Origin of the sequence: Halomonas sp. 11-S5, assembly GCF_029889825.1 — a bacterium.
In the GTDB taxonomy this organism is placed as follows: Bacteria; Pseudomonadota; Gammaproteobacteria; order Pseudomonadales; family Halomonadaceae; genus Halomonas.
In genome coordinates, this window is record NZ_JARANW010000017.1 from 1 (window position 1) to 19,655 (window position 19,655).

The window sequence follows — 19,655 nt, forward strand, 5'->3', positions numbered from 1 at the left end:
TCGGTCGGCGAGCTGACCGTCGGGCTGACGGAGTACTTTCCGTTCTACAACGCGGAGCGGCCCCACCAGTCCCTGGGGTACCGGACACCCGACGAGGTCTACCTGAGCGGCTTGGGTGGCGGGGCATCCATACCCGATCATTTCAGTGGCCGAAGGGCGACATCGCAGAACGAAGAAACAGGGCAGCGCTGTGCAGCTGCGAACATGGCCGAGGTATTAGCTTAAACTCAGGCAAATTCTGTCTTGACCGTGGGGTCCACTTTAACCGCGAAGCGGTTTAGTTCAACAGGTATTAGGCGGCACGTTCTATGATTGGATGAACATGCCGGCACGTTTTATTGAAAAATGCTGCTTGCAAAAACGCTTGCAAGCTCTTGATTCTCCACACCTTTAACTAAAATTAGGCTACATATCCAAAATTCGCGCTCCTGCTGCATTTTCCGGAATGGCCGCTTTGGGTCGAAAACGGCCATTCCTTCGCGCTGCAAGCAGCGCTCCCACAAGGGGCCCTTTCCGGTGCGGGGGTGTGTTTCGATGCTTCGGGTCGACATCCGCCGCTGGCACACTCTTCTCTATACACCGTCATACACCGTCACACCCCCATTCACCCTGCTCTTTCGTCCCTGTTTGCCGGCGGCAATCCTCCCCACCCTAGGAGCCTGTCGGACTTAACGCTGATCTACTGCGAGATCCGGTCTTCCGGCCAATTTTATTCGATCTGATTCGTTAAATAGCGAGCTATTCGCCTCATCAGATCGATAAACTTGTCTCGAAATCCAAATCTCTCGTTACGATCGGTCAAATCCGACAGGCTCCTAGCTCAATAGACGTTGGCTCTCCATCGGATGGGGTGTGGATAACGTTGGTGGAAAGCCGGTGTCACCTCAGCGGTAAGACGCAGCCGCGGTTGGCGAGCTGGCAGGCCCGGTCAGGCCCCGTGATAGCCATCCTCTTCGGGGTTCTCGTGGTCCCCCTTGGGTAATTGACTGGCCCAGGCCATGGCCGCGGCGTGATCGCGCTTGGGAAAGGTGCGGATCTCCAGGGCCTTGAACAGCCGCTCTTCCAGGTGGGCGAGATGCTTGACCCACGCCTGGTCGGTGACCACGGCGGCCCGGTGGTAGTGCTCGAGATCGCCGAGCTGGGTCAGACCATAGCCGATATCCTTCAGCAAGGCAGTCAGGGTCAGCCAGCGAAGGGCGTCGATCTCGACCACCAGGCTGACCCTGGGATGGGCTCGCTTGGCGACCTCGATGGCATCGATGGCGTGCTGCAGCTCCTGCGCCGTCACGACACCACCCGCCTTCATCGCCACGACATGCTCCACCGGATGGGAGATGAGGTCCAACATGGGCGTTCTCCTTGGGGTTGAGAGAGAAGCTAAGCGCCTCGGTCGCTTTCAGCATAGCGCGCTGTGCCGGCAGCGCCGGGCCGAGCGGGGTGCCAGGCGACACGGAGGCATGATGCACTACCGCGAGGTGATGGCCCTGACGCCGCAGCTCGGCGCCCTGGTGGCGCCCTTCCGGGACAGGCGCCGAGGATTCAGCCGGTCATGGTCAGGGGGGCGCGCCTGGCTAGTGGACCAGGCCGTTGTCGTCGTCACCGGCGAAGCGCTGCTTGTTGCGATAGGGATAGACGTCGATCACCCGGCCGTCGAGGATCGCCTGCTGCAACCCCTTCCAGTAGTCGGCATCGAACAGCTCCGGGTGGAGTTGATAGAAGAGCTTGCGCAGTCTGACGTTGGCGAACAGGAAGGGGCCGAACTCCTCGGGGAAGATGTCGTTGGGCCCCACCGAGTACCAGGGCTCGTCGGCGAGCTCCTGCTCGGGATAGAGCGGCTCCGGGATATGCCGGAAGTTGCACTCGGTGAGGTAGCACACCTCGTCGTAGTCGTAGAAGACCACCCGGCCGTGGCGGGTCACCCCGAAGTTCTTGAGCAGCATGTCGCCGGGGAAGATGTTGGCGGCGGCCATCTGCTTTATCGCATTGCCGTAGTCCTTGAGCACCGCCCTTGTCTCAACCTCGTCGCACTGCTCCAGGTAGAGGTTGAGCGGGGTCATCATGCGCTCGGTGTAGCAGTGCTTGATGATCACCTTGTCGCCGCGCAGGTAGACGGTGGAGGGGGCCACCTCCAGCAGGTGCGCCAGGCACTCGGGGTCGAAATGGTCCTGACGGGCAATGAAGTTCGAGAACTCCTGGGTATCGGCCATGCGCCCCACGCGGTCATGGCGCTTGACCAGGCGATACTTCTCGCGCACGTTCTCGCGGCTCATCGCCTTGGTGGGATCGAAGCGGTCCTTGATGATCTTGAACACGGTGCGGGATGAGGGCAGCACGAACACCGCCATGACCATCCCGCGCACGCCGGGCGCGATGATGAACGTGTCCTCGCGCCGCGCCACCTGGTAGTTGAGGGCACGGAAGAATTCGGTCTTGCCGTGCTTGAAGAAGCCGATGGCGGCATACAGCTCGCCCTGGGGCTTGTCGGGCATCAGCTCCTGGAGGTAGTGCACGAACTCGCTGGGCACCACCACCTTCACCTGGAAGTAGGCCCGGGTGAAGGAGAAGATGATCGACACCTCATCGGGCTCGATCAGCACGGTGTCCAGGTGCAGCCCCTCGCCCTCCGCATACAGCACCGGCAGCACCAGCGGCACCTGCTGGCCACCGCCCAGCACCCGACCGACCAGGTAGGCGCCCTTGTTGCGATAGAAGACGCTCTTGATCAGTTCGATCTCGGCCTCCGGGTCCTCGCGGATGGCCTCGGGCAGCAGCCGCTGGAGCGCCTCGCCCCCCAGGGCCGCATCCCGCTCCAGGTCGACGAAGGGCGCCTCGAAGCGTGCCTCGCCCAAGGCCCAGCGCAGTCCCGCCACCCAATCGCCTCTCACTCTGTGGCGCCGACACAGCGTCAGGCCGGAGTGGTGTGCCGCCCGCTCCCGGGAGCTGTAGACGAACATCCAATCGTTGTGGATGTGCCGGTGGTGGAAGAGCGAGCAGAACATCGAGTTGAAGAAGGTCTCGGCCAGCTCGTAGTCCAGCCGCTGGTCGATCAACTCGGCGTAGTGCCGCCGGGCCTCCCCCCAGCACTCGCAGTGAGTCAGCAGATCATCGTCGAAGGTGCGCCTCAGCCGAGCCAGCGTCTCCTGGACCTTCTCGTCATAGAGGTCGATGCGCTCCGCCGAGGCCTGCTGGGCCTCGCGCCAGGCGGCATCCCGGAAGCGGCGGCTGGCGTCCGCGGTGATCTGCTTGAAGCGCGAGCGGTACTCGTCGAAGCCATACAGCACGGTGGCGGCGAGGTGATAGGCGGGCGAATGCTTCATGTTCGGGCTCCGGGCAGCGGTCTCTCCCAGCATGACGAATTGTGCACTGCAAGGCGAGCCGGCCATGGTGGCGCCCGCCATTTCGGCCAGCGCCCTCATTTGCCCTCGCCCAGCATCAGCAGGGTCCCCAGACGTAGACGAGTTCTCATGTCGACCAGACTAGCGGCCATGCCGATCTCCCACCGGATTTTCCCGGTCGCGACGGGGCGAGGATAGGATGACAGCACGACGCCGGCCGGCGACAATGGCGCCCCCTTGACCCCGAAGGTGCCCCGATGACGCCAGCGCTGAGCCTTCTCCATCAGGATGACCACCTGGTCGCCGTGCACAAGCCGGCCGGCTTGCTGGTGCATCGCAGCGCGCTGGCCCGCGGCGAGCGCGAGTTCCTGCTGCAACGGCTGCGCGACCAGCTTGGCCGTCGGGTCTACCCGGTCCACCGCCTGGATCGCCCGACGTCCGGGGTGATCGTCTTCGCGCTCGACCCCGAGACTGCGGCGGGCCTCCAGGCGGCCTTCACCGCTCGCCGGGTGGAGAAGCGCTACCTGGCGGTGGTGCGTGGCATCGGCCCGCACCAGGAGCGGCTGGACTACCCGCTGCGCGAGGAGGACGGTCGCCGTCCCAAGGCCGAGATGCCGGCCATGGCGGCGGTGACCGAGGTCCGCCGGCTCGACAGCGTCGAGCTGCCGGTCAGGGTGGATCGCTACCCCCAGAGCCGCTACTCGCTGATCGAGGCGCGGCCGCAGACCGGCCGCCGCCACCAGATCCGCCGCCATCTCTCCCGGCGTGGCTACCCGATCATCGGCGATGCCAAGCACGGCAAGGGCAACCATAACCGCTTCTTCGCCGAGCGCCTGGAATGCCCGCGCCTGCTGCTGGCGGCGGTGGGCCTGGCCTTCGACCACCCGGTGAGCGGCCGGCGCCTCGACCTCTGCTGCCCCCTGGATGCCTGCATGACGACGCTCTTCGAGCGCTTCGGCTGGACGGGCCACCTGCCGGCGCCGCCCCGACACCACGACCGCCCGAGCATGATGCCATGACCGATTCCGCCACCTTCATCGCCCCTGCCGCTGCCCCGGACGACTACGAGGCCCGCTTCGGCGGCATCCGCCGGCTCTACGGCCGACGTGCCGCCGAGCGCTTCCGCCGCGCCCACGTGGTGGTGGTGGGCGTGGGGGGCGTTGGCAGCTGGACGGTGGAGGCCCTGGCGCGCTCCGGCATCGGCAAGCTGACGCTGATCGATCTCGACGACGTCTGCGTCAGCAACGTCAACCGCCAGTTGCACGCCCTGGACGGCACCATCGGCCGCCCCAAGGTGGAGGTGCTGGCCGAACGCTGCCGGGCCATCCAGCCGGGCATCGAGGTGGTGGCCGACACCGCCTTCGTCACTCCCGCCAACCTGGCCAGGCGCATCCCCGCCGATGCCGACCAGCTGGTGGACGCCATCGACAGCGTGGTCGCCAAGGCGGCGTTGATCGCCTGGTGCAATCGTCGCAAGCTGCCGATCGTGGTGACCGGCGCCGCGGGCGGCCAGACCGACCCGACCCGCATCCGGGTGGCCGACCTGACCCGCACCGAGCACGACCCACTGCTCGCCAAGGTGCGCGCCCGGCTGCGGCGCGACTTCGGCTTCTCGCGCAACCCGAAGCGGCGCTTCTCGGTGGAGTGCGTCTACTCCGACGAGCAGCTGGTCTATCCGGGCAGCGACGGCGAGGTATGCTTCCAGAAGCCCGCCGACGGGGAGGCCACCCGGCTCGACTGCGCCTCGGGCTTCGGGGCGGCGACCTTCGTCACCGGCAGCTTCGGCTTCACCGCCGCCGCCCGGGTGCTGGCCAGGCTGGCGAAACAGGCCCGCGCCACGCCCTGACACCGCGCTTGAGGCCATGCCCTTGAGACCATGCCCTTGAAACCAGAGAATCCGCCCATGGAACACAACGTCCCTCGCCCCGGCATCTACCGCCACTACAAGGGCCCGCTCTACGAGGTGCTGGGCGTCGCCCGGCACAGCGAGACCGAGGAGCCGCTGGTGGTCTATCGCGCCCTCTACGGCGACTACGGCCTCTGGACGCGCCCGCTGGACATCTTCCTGGAGAGCGTCGAGGTCCAGGGCGAGCCGGTGCCCCGCTTTGCCCTGGAGAAGGCGTTCCCCTGACGCAGGAGCGCCCCGCGGCCAAGGCCGCGGGGCGCTCTCGTCGAGACCCGGGGTCGGTGGAGGGTCAGGCGTTACTCCTCGCCGGCTTCCTGCATCTGCGTCTGCATGTAGTTCTCGATGCCGACCTTGTCGATCAGGCCGAGTTCGGTCTCGATGTGGTCGATATGGTCTTCCTCGTCGGTGAGGATGCCACGGAAGAGGTCGCGGCTGACGTAGTCCTTGACCTGCTCGCAGTAGGCGATGGCCTCGATGTAGTCGTTGCGGCCCTCGTGCTCGATCTTCAGGTCGCACTCGAGCATCTCGCGCACGTTCTCGCCGATGTTCAGCTTGCCGAGGTCCTGGAGGTTGGGAATGCCCTCGAGGAAGAGGATGCGCTCGATCAGCTTGTCGGCGTGCTGCATCTCCTCGATGGACTCGTCGTACTCCCACTTGGCCAGCGCCTTCAGACCCCAGTCCTTGTACATCTTGGCATGCAGGAAGTACTGGTTGATGGCCACCAGCTCGTTGCCGAGCGCGGTGTTCAGGTGTTCGATGACCTTGCTGTCGCCTTTCATCTCATTACCTCGATCGCGGTTGTCGGGGGGCTGGCTGTCAGCTTGGCACGGCCACCGAAGCCTGGCCAGCCCGCACCTTCCACAGTCTAGGCAATGTCACACATAATTCAATAAAATCATGGACTTGTTAAGACGAAGGAGAATGATAGCGATTGCCATCAGACGGCGTAGGCGAGCCCCTGTGCCGCGGCGCTCAGCTCGGCCTGGATCGCCTCGCGGGTGATGTCCTTGCCGGTGCAGGCACACTTGCCGCACTGGGTCCCGCACCCCGTCACCTGCTGGACCTCGCGCCAGCTACGCGCCCCGTCCTCGACGGCGTCCCGGATCCGGTGGTCGGTCACGTTCTTGCAAATACAGACGTACATCACATCACCTCACGCTGGCCATGAAGTGAATGTAAATGATTCGCATGGGTAATCGCAAGCGGCATCCCGCAAAAACCTGACCGAGGTCAGGACGGGCGCATCGCGCGCGCCTCAAGGGCGCTTGGGAAGGACCACCACCCGGGTGCCGGAGGCGATGTCCGGCCAGCTGCGCTTCTCGCCGTCGACGAGGATCCACAGGTAGCCCAGGCCGAAGGCGGCCAGCGAGATGCCGGCCACCAGGAAGCGCTGCAGCGCCTGGAGAGCGGTGATCGAGCAGCCGTCGAGGGTCTGCACCCGCAGCCGCCAGGCCTGCATGCCCAGCGTCATGCCGCCGCGGGTCCAGAAGAAGGCGAAGAAGGCGAAGGCACTGACCGCCAGCAGCAGGCGCAGCGAGAGCACCAAAGCGGGCCCCGTGCCCACCTGTTCCGCCGGCACCTCCAGCACCAGCCGCACCACGGCCAGGTGCGCCGAGGCCATGACGATCCAGATCGCCAGCACCAGCAGGCCGTCATAGAGCATGGCGCCCAGCCGCCGGCCGAGGCCGGCTGGCCAGACAGCGTCGAGTTGGTCGAAGCGTCGTTGCATGAATCCCTCTCCTCAGCCAGTGCGACGCAAGAGGTACAGCCCCAGCCCGGCACTCAGCAGGGTCGGCGTCAGTACCGCCCAGGCCGGCGAGAAGCCAAATACCATGGAAGCCGGCCCCAGCAGATCCTGCACGTACTTGAAGACCAGGCCGATGATGACGCCGTAGAAGACCCGAGTCCCGGCGGCCACGGTGCGCATGGGACCGAACACGAAGGACGCCGCCACCAATACCAGCGAGGCCATGGTCAAGGGCATCAGCATCTTCTGCCAGAAATACAACAGCGGCTGGGTCGCCTGCTGGCCCTGTTCGCGCAGGAAACGCGCATAGGCCCACAACTCGCTGGGCGCCTGGCTCTCCACGTCACGCAGCAGCCTCTCGAGCTGGGCCGGCGTCATGGCGGTCTCCCAGTCCAGGGTGTCATGGCGCTCGACCTCGGTGCGCGCCTCGCGGAAGCGGGTCACCGCCACGTCCTGCAGCTGCCAATGGTCATCGCGCCACACCGCACGCCGAGCACTCATCGCCTCGCGCAGGGCCTTGTCCTCGAAGCGGTAGCGGGTCAGGTCGAGCACGGTATCATCGGCGCGGATGGCCCCGAAGCGATAGAAGCTGTCACCCTCGCGCTGCCAGCCGCCGCGCCCGGTGAGCACCGCGCCCTCGCCCTGCCGCTGCTCGAGGCGCCAGGCGCTGGCGAACTGCTCGGTGTGCGGGCTGACGAACTCGGCGATGGCGAGCACCACCACGATCACCAGGATGATTGGCTTCATCACGCCCCAGAGGATGCGGACCAGCGAGCGCCCGGCGGCACGCATCACCGTCAGCTCGTTGCTCGAGGCCATGCTGCCCAGGCCGATCAGTGCGCCGATCAGCACCCCCACCGGCGCGTACTGGTAGAAGCGCCAGGGCAGGCGCATCAGCAGGTAGAGCAGTACCTGGAAGGCGCCGTAGTCGCCCTCCACGTCGCCGAGGTCGTTGATGTAGGTGATCACCAGATCAAGACCCAGCAGCACCACCTGTACCACGATGATGGCACCCAGCACGTTGCGGGCGATATAGCGATCGAGCCGGTCGAGAATCATCCGCTCATCCCCTTGTGCTGGGCCCGGGCCATCATCGCCAGGCCGAGGGCCAGGAAGCCGCCGTGGATCGGCCACATCCCCACCGCCACCGGCCAGCTGCCGCGGCCGATGGCGTCCAGCGCCGCCAGCAGCAGGCTGAGGTAGGCCACGTAGAGGAAGATGGCCGGCAGCAGCTTGGCGAAGCGCCCCTGGCGGGGATTGACCCGGGAGAGCGGCATGGCCAGCAGCGTCAGGATGAAGACCATCAATGGCAGGCCCAGCCGCCATTGCAGCTGGGCCCGCGCCGTCAGGGCGTCATCGGCGAATAGCACGGCGGTGGTAGCGTATTCGGGCGCATCGAGCTCGGCCTTCTCGGCGGCTCCCGAGAGGCGCACCGCATAGGTGCCGAATGCCAGCCGCTCGGCCTCGGCTCGCCCGGGGTCGACGCTGTAGCGCTCGCCGTCGGCGAGCACCAGAAAGCGGCTGCCGGTCTCCGGGTCGACGGTCTGGTAGCCGGTCTCGGCCCGGGTCACCACGCTCTCGGGGGTGCCGTCGCTGCGCGACTGTCGCTCGCTGATAAAGACCTCCTGCATCCGGGTGCCGTCGTCACTGAAGCCCTCGGTGTAGGCCGTGCGCCCGCCACCGAAATCCTGGAAGCGACCCGGCGCCAGGGCCGAGAAGTCGAGCTGGCTGCGCTGCTCCTCGAGGAGCACCTCCTTGTCCAGGGCCCCGGCCGGGGTCAGCCAGAGGCTGCACACCCCCACCAGGATCGCCACCAGGGTGGCCGGCACCAGACTGACCTCCAGCAGGCGATTGGGGCTCGTGCCGCAGGCCACCAGCACGGTGATCTCGCTATTGAGATAGAGCTGACCATAGGCCAGCAGGATGCCCAGGAAAAAGGCCAGCGGCAGGATCAGCTCGAGGAACCCCGGCAGGTTCAAGAGCATCAGGGTGCCGAGGATGCTCACCGGGATATCACCCTCGGCGGCATTGGAGAAGTAGCGGATGAAGCGGCTGCCCATGATCACCAGCAACAGCACGCCGGCCACGGCGGCCATGGTCAGCAGGATCTCGCGGGTCAGGTAACGGAATATGATCAACGCTGTCTCCCGGCCCGGCACCCCGTGGGGCCCGGCCATCTTCCATGCAATGACGCCTTGCCTTGGGTACACTGGGATGACTCGGCAACGTGCCGGCATTATCCAGAATCCCCCATCGCTTGTAACCCCAAAGCTTGTCTTGTGGAGACTCCATGGAATTCCCTGTTCAGACGGCCAATCCCGCCAAGGCCGAGACGGCCTGCCTCGTGGTACCGGTGTTCAAGGACGGTGAGCTGCTGCCCGCTGCCGCCAAGCTCGACGATGTCAGCGAGCGGCTGATCGGCCAGCTGATCGAGCGCGGCGATTTCGACGCCAAGCTGGGCAATGTGCTGATGGTCCCCTTCGCCCCGGGGCTCAATGCCGACCGTCTGATGCTGGTGGGCCTCGGCAAGCGCGACAAGTGCCGGGAAGGCGCCTTCCGCAAGGCGCTCGATGCCGCCTTCACCGCCCTGGCGACGCTGCCCATCGAGGACGTCGCCGTGGCCTTCACCGACGTGCCGGTGCCCGAGCGCGCCTGCGACTGGAAGGCCCGCATGGTGGCCGAGGCCGCCCATCGCGCCGTCTACCGCTTCGACGAGTTCAAGTCCGAGAAGGCGCCCGCGCCGCAGCTCGCCCGCGTCACCCTGCTGGTCAGCGAGCACGGCGATGCCGAGGCGGCCCGCCAGGGCGGACGCATCGGGGGCGCCATCGGCCAGGGCGTGGCCACCACCCGCACCCTGGGCAACCTGCCGGGCAACGTCTGCACCCCGAGCTACCTGGCCGAGCAGGCCGAGGCGCTGGGCCATGCCGCCCGCGGGGCGCTGTCCGTGGAGATCCTCGACGAGGAGGCCCTGGAGCGCCTGGGCGCCCACAGCCTGCTCTCCGTGGGCCGCGGCAGCGCGCAGCCCACGCGGCTGATCGTCATGAAATACCAGGGCGCCGAGAGCCCCGACGACGCCCCCCACGTGCTGGTCGGCAAGGGCATCACCTTCGACTCCGGCGGCATCTCGCTCAAGCCCGGCGAGGCCATGGATGAAATGAAGTTCGACATGTGCGGGGCGGCCAGCGTGTTCGGCACCGTCACCTCGGTGCTCGCCATCCAGCCGAAGATCAACCTGGTGGCCATCGTCGCCGCCGCCGAGAACATGCCCGACGGCCGCGCCACCAAGCCCGGCGACATCATCCACACGCTGAAGGGCCTCTCGGTGGAAGTGCTCAATACCGACGCCGAGGGTCGCCTGGTGCTGTGCGACGCCCTGACCTACGCCGAGCGCTTCGAACCGGCCAGCGTGGTCGACATCGCCACCCTGACCGGTGCCGCCATCATCGCCCTGGGCCACCATGCCACCGGTCTGCTTTCCAACGACGACGACCTGGCGCTGGACCTGCTGGATGCCGGCGAGACCGCCTGGGACCGCGCCTGGCACCTGCCGCTGTGGGACGAGTACCAGGAGCAGCTCGACTCCAACTTCGCCGACCTGGCCAACATCGGCGGCAAGCCGGCGGGCACCATCACCGCCGCCTGTTTCCTGTCGCGCTTCGCCGACCAGTTCCCTTGGGCGCACCTGGACATCGCCGGCACGGCCTGGACCTCCGGCAAGGAGAAGGGCGCCAGCGGCCGCCCGGTCGGGCTGCTGACCCAGTACCTGCTGGATCGCGAGGAGGAAACGCGCAGCGTGGAGAACGGCAACGAGCTCTAGATGACCCAGGTCGACTTCTACATCCTCCCGGACACCACCCTGGAGGCGCGTCTCGGCTTTGCCTGCCGGCTGGCCGAGACCATCTATCGCAAGGGCTATCGGCTGCACCTGCATGCCGAGGACGAGGCCATGGCCCGGGAACTGGACGAGCGGCTCTGGACCTTCCGGGCCGACGCCTATGTGCCTCACGCCCTGTCGGGCAGCGAGGGGGCGGAGGGCGTGCCGGTGACCATCGGCTGGCAGGACCTGCCGATGGTCGGCGAGCCGCCCCAGGCGCTGCTCAACCTGCACCCAGGGATCCCCGAGTGGTTCTCGCGCTTCGAGCGGGTCGCCGAGATCATCAACCAGCACCAGGACGTGCTCACCGCCAAGCGCGAGTGCTGGCAGACCTATCGCAAGCGCGGCTACCCGGTCACCCCGCACCAGCTCAAGAGCCAGGCGGGCTGACGCCTCCCCCGGCGTCACGCTATAATCAGCCCCATTTTCAGCATCCCCGGCACCCTGGCAGCGCCCGCGAGGCCCACTGTCATGGGTCGGTGCCACCTCCTCGACCCGGAACGCCCCATGGACAAGACCTACCAACCCGAGCAGATCGAATCCCGCTGGTACGAGCGCTGGGAAGCCGACAACCGCTTCGCCCCGTCCGGTGAGGGCACGCCCTACGCGATCATGATCCCGCCGCCCAACGTCACCGGCAGCCTGCACATGGGCCATGCGTTCCAGGACACCATCATGGATACCCTGATTCGCTGGCGGCGGATGCAGGGGCGCAACACCCTCTGGCAGGTGGGCACCGACCATGCCGGCATCGCGACGCAAATGCTGGTCGAGCGCAAGATCGCCGCCGAGGAGGGCAAGACCCGCTTCGATCTGGGCCGCGAGGCCTTCATCGACCGGGTCTGGGAGTGGAAGCAGGAGTCCGGCGGGCATATTACCCGCCAGCTGCGCCGCATGGGGGCGAGCGTCGATTGGTCGCGCGAGCGCTTCACCATGGATGACGGCTTCTACCGCGCGGTGCAGGAGGTCTTCGTTCGCCTCCATGAGGAGGACCTGGTGTACCGCGGCAAGCGGCTGGTCAACTGGGACCCCACCTTGCACACCGCCATCTCCGACCTCGAGGTCGAGAACCGCGACCAGCAGGGCAGCTTCTGGCACTTCCGATATCCGCTGGCCGACGGCGTGACCACCGATGACGGCAAGCCCTATCTGGTCGTCGCCACCACCCGCCCCGAGACCCTGCTCGGCGACACCGGGGTGGCGGTCAACCCGGAAGATCCTCGCTATGCGTCGCTGGTCGGCAAGTTCGTGGAACTGCCGCTGGTCGGGCGTCGTATCCCGATCGTGGCGGATGAGCATGCCGATATGGACAAGGGCTCGGGCTGCGTGAAGATCACCCCGGCCCACGACTTCAACGACTACGAGGTGGGCCGCCGTCAGGAATTGCCGTTGATCAACGTCCTCACCCAGGATGCCGCCATCCTGGCGCTAGCCGAGGCCTTCGACATCCAGGGCCGGCCGTTGCCCGATGTCGACCCGACCCTGCCCGAGGCCTACGCCGGGCTGGACCGCTTCGACGCGCGGGCGCGCATCGTCGCCGACATGGACGCCGCCGGCCTGCTCGAGCAGGTGGAGACCGTCAGCAACACCCTGCCCTATGGCGACCGCTCCGGCGACGTCATCGAGCCGCTGCTCACCGACCAGTGGTTCGTGGCCGTGGAGAGCCTGGCCGGGCCCGCCATCGAGGCCGTGGAGAAGGGCGACATCCAGTTCGTGCCGAAGAACTACGAGAACATGTACTTCGCCTGGATGCGCGACCTCCAGGACTGGTGCATCTCCCGCCAGCTGTGGTGGGGCCACCGCATCCCCGCCTGGTACGACGCCGAGGGTCACGTCTACGTGGCGAGAAGCGAGCAGGAGGCCCGCGAGAAGCATGGCCTTCCCGCCGAGGTCGAGCTGACCCAGGACGAGGACGTGCTGGACACCTGGTTCAGTTCCGGGCTCTGGACCTTCGGCACCCTGGGCTGGCCGGAAGAGACCCCGGAGCTCGCGACCTTCCACCCCTCCAGCGTGCTGGTCACCGGCTTCGACATCATCTTCTTCTGGGTCGCGCGGATGATCATGCTGACCGGCAAGTTCATGGGCGAGGTGCCCTTCCAGCAGGTCTACGTGCATGGCCTGGTGCGCGACGGCCAGGGCCAGAAGATGTCCAAGTCCAAGGGCAACGTGCTCGACCCCATCGACCTGATCGACGGGATTGACCTGGATAGCCTCGTACAGAAACGAACGGGCAACATGATGCAGCCGCAGAAGGCGCGGGCGATCGAGAAGGCCACCCGCGCCGAGTTCCCCGAGGGCATCGAGCCCCACGGCAGCGACGCCCTGCGCTTCACCTTCCTCTCCCAGGCCACCACCGGTCGCGACATCAAGTTCGACATGGGTCGCCTGGAGGGCTACCGCAACTTCTGCAACAAGCTGTGGAACGCCTCTCGCTACGTGCTGATGAATGCCGAGGGCGAGGATACCGGGCTGTCTCTTGAAGGGCAGTCCAGTGAACCGGTCGAGCTGTCGCTGGCCGACCGCTGGATCGTCTCGCGCCTGCAGCAGACCGAGGCCCAGGTGACCCGGGCCCTGGAGGAGTTCCGCTTCGACCATGCCTCCCAGGCGCTCTACGACTTCGTCTGGAACGAGTACTGCGACTGGTACCTGGAGCTCTCCAAGCCGGTGCTGTGGGATGACAACGCGAGCCCCGAGGCCCTGCGTGGCACGCGCCGGACCCTGGTGCGCGTGCTGGAGGCGATCCTGCGCCTGGCCCACCCGATGATGCCCTTCATCTCCGAGGAGATCTGGCAGCGCGTCGCCCCGCTGGCCGGCACCTGCCAGGGCGAGGGGGACTCCCTGATGGTCCAGCCCTGGCCCCAGGCCGATGACAGCAGGGTCGACGAGTCGGCGACCCGCGATATCGAGTGGCTCAAGGGGGTGATCGTCGCGGTGCGCAACATCCGCGCCGAGATGAACATCGCCCCGGGCAAGCCGCTGGAGGTGCTGCTCACCAAGGGCAGCGCGGAAGATGCCAGGCGCCTGGAAGCCAACCGGCCGTTCCTCGCCAAGCTGGCCAAGCTGGCGAGCGTCGACTGGCTCGACGATCACGAACAGGCGCCCCTCTCGGCCACCCAGCTGGTGGGCGAGATGGAGGTGCTGGTGCCCATGGCCGACCTGATCGACAAGGAGGCCGAGCTCGCGCGCCTGGCCAAGGAGATCGACAAGCAGGATAAGCTGATCGGCGCCGTCGAGAAGAAGCTCGGTAACGAGAGCTTCGTTGCCAAGGCGCCCGAGGCGGTGGTCGAGAAGGAGCGCGGTAAGCTAGCCGACCAGCAGGCCTCTCGCCGCCTGCTGGTCGAGCAGCGCGACAAGATCGCCGCACTGTGATCGTTCCACTCCAGCCACAAGGGCCCGCCACTGGCGGGCCCTTGTCGTTTACGGGTCGGTCGTTGTCAGGTCAGTCGACGCGGCGCCAGCCGCCCAGTACCCGCTGGTCAGGGCCGAAGAACACCAGCCGGTCGTGGTCGATCAGGTAGCGGTAGGCACGCTCCAGCATGCCGGTCACCCGGGCGGCATCCTCGGCCCGGGGGCAGGCGCGGCGGGTGGTGGCCAGCTCCGAGAAGGCGATGCGGTTGTTGTCGCCGAGCACGGCCCGGCCGGTCAGCCGGTTGCAGCCATCGCTGCCGCTGACCCGGCCGTCACGGTCGATCACGAAGTAGGGACGCTCCGGCATCTCGAGGCGCTCATTGGTGCCCACCAACAGCAGGTTCCAGCGCTGGTCGACCACCGGGCCCTCGAACCGGGCCGCGGGCTCGCCGGCGACCTGGGGGGCCGGGCCACCCCCGCAGGCGGCCAGCAGCAGCGCGCCGGCCGCCATCAGCAGAGTGTTGCGTAACGGTTTGATCATCATGGTATCTTCCTTGAGGCGCGAGGCGATTGCCCAGGCGACAAGCTTGCCCCAGCCGGGGCCTCGAGACAATTCCCCCGCACCCCATTCCTTGTTCCCCCATGAGGCCCCGCATGCTTCACGCGCTCCATAACGATGCCCTCGGCAAGCTGATCCTGCGACTCACTGTGGCGGGCCTGCTGCTGCCTCACGGGCTGACCAAGCTGCTCAACCCGGGCAGCCTGACCGGGATCGGCAACACCCTGGCCGGCCAGGGCCTGCCGACCGTGCTCGCCTACGGCGTGCTGATCGGCGAGGTGGTGGCGCCGCTGATGGCGCTGATCGGCTGGCGAAGCCGCGTGGCGGGGCTGCTGATGGCCGCCAACATGGTGGTGGCCATCTTCCTGGTGCACATGGACGAGCTCACGGCCTTCAACGGCAATGGCGGCTGGGCCCTGGAGCTGCAGGGCTTCTTCCTGTTCGGCGCCGTGGCGCTGGTCTTCCTGGGCAGCGGACGGATGGCCTGGCGGCCCGATTGATACAATATCCAGCTTTCACCTGGAGATCACCAGGTTCCGGTGTTCTCCATGGAAGCCCAGGGCTCCTTGGGTTCCTGGGGATCGCCCTTCTGGAGCAACTCGACGGAGATGCCGTCGGGGCTCCTGACGAAGGCCATGTGGCCGTCCCGGGGCGGACGGTTGATGGTCACGCCGTTCGCCTGCAGGTGCTCGCAGAGGGCGTAGATGTCGTCCACCCGATAGGCCAGGTGGCCGAAGTTGCGCCCCCCGGTGTATTCCTCCGGATCCCAGTTCCAGGTCAGCTCCAGCTCCGGCGCCTTGAGCTCGGCGGAGCGGGCCTCGTCTTCCGGAGCGGCCAGGAAGACCAGTGTGAAGCGGCCCTTCTCGCTCTCCTTGCGACGCACCTCGGTCAGGCCGAGCAGGTCGCAGTAGAAGTGCAGCGAGGCGTCGAGGTCGCTGACCCGGACCATGGTGTGAAGGTATTGCATGGACGTTCTCCCGGTTCACAGTTGATAAGGATGGCTTCATCCTGGCAAGTCACGACTCCCCTGCCAATCCCGACCACGAGGCAGCAGCCCCATGAGCCATTACTGCGACCTGGCCCCCGGGCATCCGTTCCACGGTCCCTATCACGACCACGAATACGGCTTCCCGGTGGACGACGACCGCACCCTCTTCGAGCGCCTGGTGCTGGAGATCAACCAGGCGGGACTTTCCTGGCTCACCGTGCTGAAGAAGCGCGAGGCCTTCCGGGCCGCCTTCGAGGGCTTCGACATCGACCGCATCGCCGCCTATGGCGAAGCCGAGCGTGCGAGTCTGCTGGCGGATGCCGGCATCATCCGCAACCGTCTCAAGGTCGATGCCGTGATTCACAATGCCGGAGTGGTGCAGGCGCTGCAGGCCGAACACGGCAGCCTGCGCGCCTGGCTCGACCACCACCATCCACTGGACCACGCCGCCTGGGTGCGCCTCTTCCGGCGCACCTTCCGCTTCACCGGGCCGGAGATCGTCGGCGAGCTGCTGATGAGCACCGGCTACCTGCCCGGCGCCCACCGTGACGACTGCCCGGTGCAGGCACGCATCCTCACCGCCGCGCCGCCCTGGGCACACCCGGACGCCCAATGAGAATCACCAAGAGTGCCCAGGCGTGTCAGGGCGCGATGCCCTGGCCGCAGCCCCGATACTGCTCGCCGTCGATGCTCAGGGTGACCCGCGCCGGGAAGGGCTGGCCGCTCATGCTGTCGAAGCAGGCCCGCGCCTCGAGGCGCAGCTCGAAGGGCGTGTCGGCCCGGCCACTGGCCAGGATCATCCGCCCCTCGCCGTTGTCCAGGGTGGTCACCCGGTAGGGCAGGGTCATCTCGCGCTCCCCGTAGTCCAGCACCAGGGTCGCCTCGGGCCGGTCGCTGGCCAGGTTGACCACCCAGCCCGGCTCGTTGCCGCGGGCATGGAACATGGTGCCCGGCCGCTGGCGACGGGTGAGCACCTCCTGGTTCAGGTCGCGGGTGCAGTCGAGCCGCCCGGTGGCGCTCTCCACCACCGCCTGGTCGCCCTTGTTCCAGAAGCTCAGCTCGCCCTGTTGGTAGCGGGCACCGCTGGCCACCACCGCCGGCGGCAGCCGGTAGGCCCCATGGGCGGACCAGAGTCGCAGCTCCTCCTCGGTCCCCGCGGTGACCAGGTCCTGAGCCGGCGTGCAGCGCCAGGCGGTGAACGCCCCGGCATCGCCGGGGAAGAAGAGCGAGGGCATCAGCGGCGCGGCGGGCGACGCCTCGGGCGCCGCATCCTCGCTGGCGGCCCCGCGATCGCTGACCTCGGGGCGTGTCGCCGCGCCGTCCGGGGTGGCGGCGCAGCCGGCAAGCCACAAGGCTGCCCCCAGCAGGGCGAGGGGGCGGGCGGTGGAAACGGTGTAACGGGACATGGCGGCTCCTTGCGTGTCGGCGATGTTCCCCGGGAGCATACCAGCCACCCTGCCCCGGCACGCCGGCACCCGGCTCAACGCTGGGCGTCAGCCATGGCGGCGCCTCAGCTCCCGCGCCGCCTCGACCATGCTGGCCAGGGCCGGCTCCACCTCGGCCCAGCCGCGGGTCTTGAGGCCGCAGTCCGGGTTCACCCAGAGCCGCTCGACCGGGATGCGCTCGGCGGCCTTCTCCATCAGCGCCACCATCCAGTCCACCTCGGGGATATTGGGCGAGTGGATATCGTAGACCCCCGGCCCGATGGCGTTGGGGTAGGCGAAGTCCTGGAAGGCGTCGAGCAGTTCCATCGCCGAGCGCGAGGTCTCGATGGTGATCACATCGGCGTCCAGGGCGGCAATCGACTCGATGATGTCGTTGAACTCCGCATAGCACATGTGGGTGTGGATCTGGGTCTCGTCGCGCACCCCCGAGGCGGCCAGCCGGAAGCAGGCCACCGCCCAGTCGAGGTAGCCCTGCCACTCGGCGCGGCGTAGCGGCAGCCCCTCGCGCAATGCCGGCTCGTCGATCTGGATGGCGTGGATGCCCACCGCCTCGAGGTCGAGGACCTCGTCGCGCAGCGCCAGGGCGATCTGCCGGCAGGTGGTCTCGCGGGGCTGGTCGTCGCGCACGAAGGACCACTGCAGCAGGGTGACCGGTCCCGTGAGCATCCCCTTCATCGGCCGCTCGGTGAGCGACTGGGCGTATTCGCTCCAGCGCACCGTCATCGCCGCCGGGCGCACCACGTCACCGAAGAGGATCGGCGGCTTGACGCAGCGCGTCCCGTAGCTCTGCACCCAGCCGAAGCGTGTGAAGGCGTAGCCGTCGAGCTGCTCGCCGAAGTATTCCACCATGTCGTTGCGCTCGGGCTCGCCGTGCACCGGCATGTCGAGGCCCAGCGCCTCCTGGCGGGCCACCACCCGGGCAATCTCCTCGCGCATCCGCGCCTCATAGGCCTCGCGCGAGAGCTCGCCGGCCTTGACGGCGCGCCGGTCGGCGCGAATCTCCGCGGTCTGGGGGAAGGAGCCGATCGTCGTGGTGGGGAACAGCGGCAGGGCGAGATGGCGCTGCTGGGCCACGGCACGCTCGGCGAAGGGCGACCGGCGCCGGGTATCGGCCGCCGTGACCCCGGCCAGCCGCTCGGCCACCGCGGGGCGATGCAGGCGAGGCGCCTCGCGACGCGACTGCAGGGCCCGGCTGGCGGCCTCGACGCGATCGCGGTCGGTGGCGCTGGCGCGGCCATCCAGCAGGCGCGCCAGGGTCGCCGTCTCGTCGAGCTTCTGCCGGGCGAAGGCCAGCCAGCGCCTGAGCTCGGCATCCAGCGTGGTCTCCGCGGCCAGGTCCACCGGCACGTGCAGCAACGAACAGCTCGTGGCGATCCACAGCCGCTCGCCCAGGCGCATGCGCGCCGTGGCCAGGCGCTCGCGCCACAGCGCCAGGTCGGCCCGCCAGACGTTGCGCCCGTCGATGGCCCCCACCGAGAGCACCTTGTGGGGCAGCAGGCGATCCAGCACCGCCTCCAGCTGCGCCGGGGCACGTACCAGGTCGATGTGCAGGCCCGCGACCGGCAGGCCCACCGCCAGGGAGAGATTGTCGCCCAGGCCACCGAAGGGGCTTGCCACCAGCAGCTTGACCGGGGCGGCCTGCAGCCGATGGTAGGCGCGCTCGAAGGCCTGCCGCCAGGCCAGGGGCAGGTCCTGCACCAGCGCCGGCTCGTCGAGCTGAACCCACTCGACGCCCTGCCCGGCCAGGCGCTCCAGCACCTCGGCATAGACATCGAGGACGCCGTCGAGCAGCGACAGTCGGTCGAAGCCCTCGCCGGCCTCGCCGCGCCCCTTGCCCAGCCACAGCCAGGTCAGCGGACCGGTCAGGGCCACCTTGACCGGGTGGCCGGCGGTCCGGGCCTCGTCGACCTGGTCGAAGAGGCGGCGGCTGGCCAGGCGAAAGGTCTGGCCGGCGTGCAGTTCCGGGACCAGGTAGTGATAGTTGGTATCGAAGTACTTGGTCATCTCGCAGGCCGCGGACGGCTCGCCGCCGGGGGCCCGGCCCCGGGCCATGCGAAAGGCAGTATCGAGATCCACCTCGCCGCGTGCCACCTCCTCCTCGGCCCCGAAGCGCCCCGGCACCGCCCCCAGCAGCACCGAGACATCGAGCACCTGGTCGTAGAAGGCGAAGTCCCCCACCGTCACCAGGTCGAGTCCGGCCTCGCGCTGGGCCGCCCAGTTCGCCAGGCGCAGGGCACGCCCGGTGGCCTCCAGGGCCTCGCGGTCGATGTCGCCCTGCCAGTAGGCCTCGGTGGCGCGCTTCAGTTCGCGATCCGCGCCGATGCGCGGATAGCCGATGACATGAGCCAGCGTCATGATGACGTCCTTTTTGCATGAATGATGTCGGGAAGGATCGCTGGCCAGCTGATGTGAATCAAACTAAACTTTCTAATCTTCAAGATGAATCAGGCTCA

20 protein-coding genes are annotated in these 19,655 nt (G+C 67.5%); 9 read left to right on the forward strand and 11 right to left on the reverse strand.

All coding sequences use genetic code 11. From position 1 onward, the window contains the following. On the forward strand, nt 1–225 hold a 225-nt coding region (locus OP497_RS11970; protein WP_280548669.1), incomplete at its 5' end, for an integrase core domain-containing protein. Between the two features lie 703 nt (nt 226–928). Here the strand turns inward: OP497_RS11970 and OP497_RS11975 are convergent. Together OP497_RS11975 and aceK are read right to left on the reverse strand one after the other, a co-directional pair. Further along, on the reverse strand, nt 929–1,348 hold the full coding sequence (locus OP497_RS11975; protein WP_280548671.1) for an STAS/SEC14 domain-containing protein: 420 nt from the start codon (nt 1,346–1,348) through the stop codon (nt 929–931). 223 nt (nt 1,349–1,571) lie between these two features. Next, nucleotides 1,572–3,317: a bifunctional isocitrate dehydrogenase kinase/phosphatase gene (gene aceK, locus OP497_RS11980; protein WP_280548673.1), complete on the reverse strand. Its 1,746-nt coding sequence runs from the start codon at nt 3,315–3,317 to the stop codon at nt 1,572–1,574. Nucleotides 3,318–3,592: 275 nt separating this feature from the next. On the opposite strand from aceK, the gene OP497_RS11985 reads away from it, so the two are divergent. Genes OP497_RS11985 through OP497_RS11995 form a run of 3 tightly spaced genes read left to right on the forward strand, consistent with a single transcriptional unit; the run spans nt 3,593 to nt 5,466 of the window. Next, nucleotides 3,593–4,354: a pseudouridine synthase gene (locus OP497_RS11985; protein ID WP_280548675.1), complete on the forward strand. Its 762-nt coding sequence runs from the start codon at nt 3,593–3,595 to the stop codon at nt 4,352–4,354. Continuing rightward, on the forward strand, nt 4,351–5,181 hold the full coding sequence (gene tcdA, locus OP497_RS11990) for a tRNA cyclic N6-threonylcarbamoyladenosine(37) synthase TcdA (RefSeq protein WP_280548678.1): 831 nt from the start codon (nt 4,351–4,353) through the stop codon (nt 5,179–5,181). The genes OP497_RS11985 and tcdA overlap by 4 nt, the downstream gene beginning before the upstream one ends. A 57-nt stretch (nt 5,182–5,238) precedes the next feature. Beyond that, entirely contained in the window at nt 5,239–5,466 is a 228-nt protein-coding gene (locus tag OP497_RS11995) for a DUF1653 domain-containing protein (RefSeq protein ID WP_280548680.1), read from the forward strand. 71 nt (nt 5,467–5,537) lie between these two features. Here OP497_RS11995 and bfr read toward each other — a convergent pair whose 3' ends face one another. The 5 genes from bfr to lptF all read right to left on the reverse strand — a co-directional run bounded on the left by bfr (nt 5,538) and on the right by lptF (nt 9,126). Further along, nucleotides 5,538–6,020 (reverse strand): bacterioferritin, encoded by a 483-nt coding sequence (bfr, locus tag OP497_RS12000; RefSeq protein ID WP_280548682.1) that lies wholly within the window; start codon nt 6,018–6,020, stop codon nt 5,538–5,540. A 158-nt stretch (nt 6,021–6,178) separates the two neighbouring features. After that, on the reverse strand, nt 6,179–6,385 hold the full coding sequence (locus OP497_RS12005) for a (2Fe-2S)-binding protein (RefSeq protein WP_280548684.1): 207 nt from the start codon (nt 6,383–6,385) through the stop codon (nt 6,179–6,181). A 111-nt stretch (nt 6,386–6,496) separates the two neighbouring features. After that, entirely contained in the window at nt 6,497–6,970 is a 474-nt protein-coding gene (locus tag OP497_RS12010) for an RDD family protein (RefSeq protein ID WP_280548687.1), read from the reverse strand. Nucleotides 6,971–6,982: 12 nt separating this feature from the next. Continuing rightward, nucleotides 6,983–8,047 (reverse strand): LPS export ABC transporter permease LptG, encoded by a 1,065-nt coding sequence (gene lptG / locus OP497_RS12015; RefSeq protein WP_280548689.1) that lies wholly within the window; start codon nt 8,045–8,047, stop codon nt 6,983–6,985. Next, the gene (gene lptF / locus OP497_RS12020) at nt 8,044–9,126 is read right to left on the reverse strand and encodes an LPS export ABC transporter permease LptF (protein ID WP_280548691.1); all 1,083 of its coding nucleotides are present in this window, start codon (nt 9,124–9,126) and stop codon (nt 8,044–8,046) included. Before lptF ends, lptG begins: the two co-directional genes overlap by 4 nt. 152 nt (nt 9,127–9,278) lie before the next feature. Between lptF and OP497_RS12025 the strand changes: the two genes are divergently transcribed. The 3 genes from OP497_RS12025 (at nt 9,279) to OP497_RS12035 (ending at nt 14,231) form a co-directional block, all read left to right on the forward strand. Next, nucleotides 9,279–10,805 carry a leucyl aminopeptidase gene (locus OP497_RS12025; RefSeq protein WP_280548693.1) on the forward strand — a complete coding sequence of 509 codons (1,527 nt, stop codon included), beginning with the start codon at nt 9,279–9,281 and terminating at the stop codon, nt 10,803–10,805. Then, on the forward strand, nt 10,806–11,252 hold the full coding sequence (locus tag OP497_RS12030; protein WP_280548695.1) for a DNA polymerase III subunit chi: 447 nt from the start codon (nt 10,806–10,808) through the stop codon (nt 11,250–11,252). It abuts the gene before it with no gap. Between the two features lie 117 nt (nt 11,253–11,369). Then, a complete protein-coding gene (locus tag OP497_RS12035) occupies nt 11,370–14,231 on the forward strand; it encodes a valine--tRNA ligase (RefSeq protein ID WP_280548697.1) in 2,862 nt (953 codons plus the stop codon). A gap of 70 nt (nt 14,232–14,301) precedes the next feature. On the opposite strand, the gene OP497_RS12040 is transcribed toward OP497_RS12035, so the two are convergent. Continuing rightward, nucleotides 14,302–14,754, reverse strand: coding sequence for an META domain-containing protein (locus tag OP497_RS12040; RefSeq protein ID WP_280548699.1), 453 nt, complete (start codon nt 14,752–14,754; stop codon nt 14,302–14,304). A gap of 110 nt (nt 14,755–14,864) precedes the next feature. On the opposite strand from OP497_RS12040, the gene OP497_RS12045 reads away from it, so the two are divergent. Next, on the forward strand, nt 14,865–15,269 hold the full coding sequence (locus OP497_RS12045; RefSeq protein WP_280548701.1) for a DoxX family protein: 405 nt from the start codon (nt 14,865–14,867) through the stop codon (nt 15,267–15,269). Nucleotides 15,270–15,295: 26 nt separating this feature from the next. On the opposite strand, the gene OP497_RS12050 is transcribed toward OP497_RS12045, so the two are convergent. Then, a complete protein-coding gene (locus tag OP497_RS12050) occupies nt 15,296–15,736 on the reverse strand; it encodes a VOC family protein (RefSeq protein ID WP_280548703.1) in 441 nt (146 codons plus the stop codon). Nucleotides 15,737–15,827: 91 nt separating this feature from the next. Between OP497_RS12050 and OP497_RS12055 the strand changes: the two genes are divergently transcribed. Next, complete coding sequence (locus OP497_RS12055) at nt 15,828–16,373, forward strand: DNA-3-methyladenine glycosylase I (RefSeq protein ID WP_280548705.1); 546 nt, start codon at nt 15,828–15,830, stop codon at nt 16,371–16,373. Between the two features lie 25 nt (nt 16,374–16,398). On the opposite strand, the gene OP497_RS12060 is transcribed toward OP497_RS12055, so the two are convergent. Both OP497_RS12060 and metE read right to left on the reverse strand, forming a co-directional pair. Next, complete coding sequence (locus tag OP497_RS12060; protein WP_280548707.1) at nt 16,399–17,163, reverse strand: MliC family protein; 765 nt, start codon at nt 17,161–17,163, stop codon at nt 16,399–16,401. Between the two features lie 87 nt (nt 17,164–17,250). Continuing rightward, nucleotides 17,251–19,557 (reverse strand): 5-methyltetrahydropteroyltriglutamate--homocysteine S-methyltransferase, encoded by a 2,307-nt coding sequence (gene metE, locus OP497_RS12065; protein ID WP_280548709.1) that lies wholly within the window; start codon nt 19,555–19,557, stop codon nt 17,251–17,253. Nucleotides 19,558–19,655: the final 98 nt, after the last annotated feature.

Coding starts and splice junctions, on each gene's coding strand:
- OP497_RS11975 (WP_280548671.1), bottom strand. CDS start 1,348: ATGTTGGACCTCATCTCCCATCCGGTGGAGCATGTCGTGGCGATGAAG.
- aceK (WP_280548673.1), bottom strand. CDS start 3,317: ATGAAGCATTCGCCCGCCTATCACCTCGCCGCCACCGTGCTGTATGGC.
- OP497_RS11985 (WP_280548675.1), top strand. CDS start 3,593: ATGACGCCAGCGCTGAGCCTTCTCCATCAGGATGACCACCTGGTCGCC.
- tcdA (WP_280548678.1), top strand. CDS start 4,351: ATGACCGATTCCGCCACCTTCATCGCCCCTGCCGCTGCCCCGGACGAC.
- OP497_RS11995 (WP_280548680.1), top strand. CDS start 5,239: ATGGAACACAACGTCCCTCGCCCCGGCATCTACCGCCACTACAAGGGC.
- bfr (WP_280548682.1), bottom strand. CDS start 6,020: ATGAAAGGCGACAGCAAGGTCATCGAACACCTGAACACCGCGCTCGGC.
- OP497_RS12005 (WP_280548684.1), bottom strand. CDS start 6,385: ATGTACGTCTGTATTTGCAAGAACGTGACCGACCACCGGATCCGGGAC.
- OP497_RS12010 (WP_280548687.1), bottom strand. CDS start 6,970: ATGCAACGACGCTTCGACCAACTCGACGCTGTCTGGCCAGCCGGCCTC.
- lptG (WP_280548689.1), bottom strand. CDS start 8,047: ATGATTCTCGACCGGCTCGATCGCTATATCGCCCGCAACGTGCTGGGT.
- OP497_RS12025 (WP_280548693.1), top strand. CDS start 9,279: ATGGAATTCCCTGTTCAGACGGCCAATCCCGCCAAGGCCGAGACGGCC.
- OP497_RS12030 (WP_280548695.1), top strand. CDS start 10,806: ATGACCCAGGTCGACTTCTACATCCTCCCGGACACCACCCTGGAGGCG.
- OP497_RS12035 (WP_280548697.1), top strand. CDS start 11,370: ATGGACAAGACCTACCAACCCGAGCAGATCGAATCCCGCTGGTACGAG.
- OP497_RS12040 (WP_280548699.1), bottom strand. CDS start 14,754: ATGATGATCAAACCGTTACGCAACACTCTGCTGATGGCGGCCGGCGCG.
- OP497_RS12045 (WP_280548701.1), top strand. CDS start 14,865: ATGCTTCACGCGCTCCATAACGATGCCCTCGGCAAGCTGATCCTGCGA.
- OP497_RS12050 (WP_280548703.1), bottom strand. CDS start 15,736: ATGCAATACCTTCACACCATGGTCCGGGTCAGCGACCTCGACGCCTCG.
- OP497_RS12055 (WP_280548705.1), top strand. CDS start 15,828: ATGAGCCATTACTGCGACCTGGCCCCCGGGCATCCGTTCCACGGTCCC.
- OP497_RS12060 (WP_280548707.1), bottom strand. CDS start 17,163: ATGTCCCGTTACACCGTTTCCACCGCCCGCCCCCTCGCCCTGCTGGGG.
- metE (WP_280548709.1), bottom strand. CDS start 19,557: ATGACGCTGGCTCATGTCATCGGCTATCCGCGCATCGGCGCGGATCGC.